Source organism: Pseudomonas sp. YQ_5, assembly GCF_043103305.1.
Classification (GTDB): Bacteria; Pseudomonadota; Gammaproteobacteria; order Pseudomonadales; family Pseudomonadaceae; genus Aquipseudomonas; species Aquipseudomonas putida_Y.
This window is the reverse complement of record NZ_JBICJS010000009.1, coordinates 1-3,148: the sequence shown is the minus strand read 5'-3', so window position 1 is coordinate 3,148 and position 3,148 is coordinate 1. Positions and strand designations below refer to the sequence as shown.

Below are 3,148 nucleotides of genomic sequence, written 5' to 3'. Positions count from 1 at the left end.
GGCATCGGACCATCGGCGGCCGAGCAAACCAGGATCGCGCCGTCCATCTGGGCAGCACCGGTGATCATGTTCTTCACGTAGTCAGCGTGACCCGGGCAGTCAACGTGAGCGTAGTGACGAATGGTCGAGTTGTACTCAACGTGAGCGGTGTTGATGGTGATACCGCGCGCTTTTTCTTCCGGAGCCGAGTCGATCTTGTCGAACTCAACGATTGCCGAACCGAAAACTTCGGAGCAAACGCGAGTCAGAGCTGCGGTCAGAGTGGTCTTACCGTGGTCAACGTGGCCGATAGTGCCGACGTTAACGTGGGGAAGGGAACGATCAAACTTTTCCTTAGCCATCGATACAATCCTCCGCAGAAGAAATAGTCTTGCGCTGATAAAACAAAGGCAGATATTTTCATATCTGCCTTGTTTATATGGAGCTCTTGAGCGGACTTGAACCGCTGACCTCACCCTTACCAAGGGTGTGCTCTACCAACTGAGCTACAAGAGCGAAACACTTTGTGCAAAATCCGGCAAACTTGGAGCGGGTAGCGGGAATCGAACCCGCATCATCAGCTTGGAAGGCTGAGGTTCTACCACTAAACTATACCCGCGGAGCTTGCGGCTCTCGCTAAAACTGGTGGAGGGAGAAGGATTCGAACCTTCGAAGCTCTCGCAACGGATTTACAGTCCGTCCCCTTTGACCGCTCGGGAATCCCTCCAGATGTGGCCGGCATTTTATTTGTCTGCCGTCCTAGTGTCAAGCGTTTTTTCAAATTTTTTCAATCAAATCTGAAACTTAGCTGCTTTGACACCGCTTCCAGCTCTACCACCTGAGTGGTGTTCCCTGTGAAGCGGGCGCCATTCTATCAAGCTATTCGCCAGTTGCAATACCCTGGCAGAAAATAATTTTATGTTTTAAGTCTTTGAAATCATTAGAAAGAGCCAGAAGCACCGTTTGATCCAGCAAACGCTCGCTTTCCGGAGCAACCTTGAGCCAGCGACCATCCACCCCAGGCAGCTGTCCTGCCACCGGCAAGGTGGCAATATCCAGACTCAGCAGGCGTTGACGCAGCGCATCCAACTGCTCCCGCCCCATCACACCCCCAACCACCAGGCACTCATCACGACGCTTGGGTGGTGCGGACACACCTGTTTCACGCAACAGACGGATTTCTTGCTGATTCCCCTTGTACAGCGACAACGGGGCGACTTCCTTGACCTTCAGCGGGGCTTCCTGCTGATGCCATACGTAATAAAAGACGTTGAGCACCAGTAACAGCAGAAACAACCAGCGCATAGGCACCTCAATCCAATGGGCAGGCCATTGCCAGGCCAACGAAAACCAGATCAGGCACGACACGCGCCTGTGGCAGGGCCTCCCTCACCAGCGGCGCATCACCGCCAGTGAGGAACACGGTAAATTCCTCACCCCATAGCACACGAGCCTGCTCAAGCTGGGTGGAGGCAAAGCCCTGGAGCATCAATACGCAACCGCGCTCTACCGCTTCGACAGTAGAGCGACCGGGTGACAAGCTGGCCAATGCGCGCTCCGCGGAGGCATCGTCATAGCGGATACGCCGGGTGTGAGTACGCAGTTGGCTACGCATCAATGGCATACCCGGGCAGATGTAACCTCCCAGATGCTCGCCGTCCGCGGACACATAGTCCGCTTTTGCCGCAGTACCCAGGTCAATCACAAGGCACGCGCCCTTGGCCAGGTGAAATGCACCCAGCGCTGCCAGCCAACGATCCATACCCAGACGCTGATAGTCGTCATAGCCATTGCGCACACCGGCCATTTCACGGACAGGGTGAGCAACTCGCGCCTGCACGGCAAATGCCTCAGCGATCACCGTGCAAAGCGCATCGGTTTCTTCTTCGCTGCGCACACTGACAATACGACAACCCGTAAGGTGAACTGAAGCAAGCGCAGCCACTTCGGCCACCAGCGCCTGGTCGGAATCGACGATCCCGCCACCTTCAATCACAGCATCGGCGACATGGATCACCCGCCACTTTATGAAGCTGTTACCGCAATCGAGCTCAAGAATCATCACGCAACCTCAAACTGAGCTCACCACCACTGAAGCTCTTTTCCATCCCGTCCACCTCAAGGCGCAAACCACCCTGCCCGTCGACGCCAAGAACCACACCATCAATACGTGTAGTACCAGCAACCAGCGATACATTGCGGCCCTGCCACAAGTGCGCCTGCTCCCACTCCTCCTGGAATGCAGCAAAGCCGTAGCGGCGATGGCGCGCCAATTCGTGCTGCAACTGCTGGCTGAGCAGCGCTACCAAGTGATTACGATCAATGGCTGCCCCTACCTCACGCCGCATAGAGGTCCACTGCTGATCGACCTGCTCGTTTACCTGCATGTTTACATTGATACCAATGCCTAGCACTACATGACACACATCTGCAGGATCGCCCACCAATTCCAGGAGAATCCCGGTGATCTTATGCCCACGAACCAACACATCGTTAGGCCATTTAAGCCCGACATCCTTTACCCCGAACGCCTGCAAGGTGCGCATTACGGCCAACCCCACTACCAGGCTCAACCCCTCAAGCTGACGCATACCGCCATCGACACGCAGCACCAGACTGTAATAGAGATTTTCTGCAAATGGGCTGACCCACTGCCGGCCGCGCCGACCTCGCCCGGCGCTCTGGCGCTCGGCCAGAACCAGGAATGGAGCCGCCTGCCCTTCACTGGCAAGGCGCAAGCCTTCGGCGTTGGTGGAATCGATGGTTTCGTGGATGAACATCGGCCACTGTTCACCTGCGGCAAACCCAGCGATTGCCTGCGTCTCAAGCAAAGCCAGTGGCGCGGCCAACTGGTAACCGCGCCCACGAACCTTGTGAATGGTGAGGTTCAGCTCACTTTCCAGATGCTGCAGCTGCTTCCAAACTGCGCTGCGACTCACCCCTAGGGCTGCCCCCAGAGCTTCTCCGGAATGGAACCGACCATCCTTGAGGAGATTCAACAACTTCAGCATGCCAGTCTCAACTTGGAATTAGGCAGGCATGATAGCCATGGGCTGTTGGCTTGCATAGGAAAAGGGCCTGCAGGAGGGGCCGCGCATCGTAATCACATAGAGAGATACTGCCAGGCCCGGAATTTTCGGCCCACAAAGACAAAACCCCTACCTGCATT

General features: G+C 55.9%; 4 protein-coding genes and 3 tRNA genes. All 7 read right to left on the bottom strand.

The window, feature by feature from the left end; genetic code table 11:
* Positions 1-341: GTP-binding protein (locus ACF8EA_RS01525; protein ID WP_392520997.1), on the bottom strand; the 341-nt coding region annotated here is incomplete at its 3' end.
* A gap of 78 nt (positions 342-419) precedes the next feature.
* Positions 420-495: transfer RNA gene (locus ACF8EA_RS01520), tRNA-Thr, on the bottom strand.
* A gap of 29 nt (positions 496-524) precedes the next feature.
* Positions 525-598, bottom strand: a tRNA-Gly gene (locus tag ACF8EA_RS01515).
* Between the two features lie 24 nt (positions 599-622).
* Positions 623-706 (bottom strand) — tRNA-Tyr (locus ACF8EA_RS01510).
* A gap of 152 nt (positions 707-858) precedes the next feature.
* Positions 859-1,284 carry a hypothetical protein gene (locus tag ACF8EA_RS01505; RefSeq protein WP_021785334.1) on the bottom strand — a complete coding sequence of 142 codons (426 nt, stop codon included), beginning with the start codon at positions 1,282-1,284 and terminating at the stop codon, positions 859-861.
* A 7-nt stretch (positions 1,285-1,291) separates the two neighbouring features.
* A complete protein-coding gene (locus ACF8EA_RS01500) occupies positions 1,292-2,041 on the bottom strand; it encodes a pantothenate kinase (protein ID WP_392520193.1) in 750 nt (249 codons plus the stop codon).
* Entirely contained in the window at positions 2,031-2,990 is a 960-nt protein-coding gene (gene birA / locus ACF8EA_RS01495) for a bifunctional biotin--[acetyl-CoA-carboxylase] ligase/biotin operon repressor BirA (protein ID WP_392520192.1), read from the bottom strand. Before birA ends, ACF8EA_RS01500 begins: the two co-directional genes overlap by 11 nt.
* Positions 2,991-3,148: the final 158 nt, after the last annotated feature.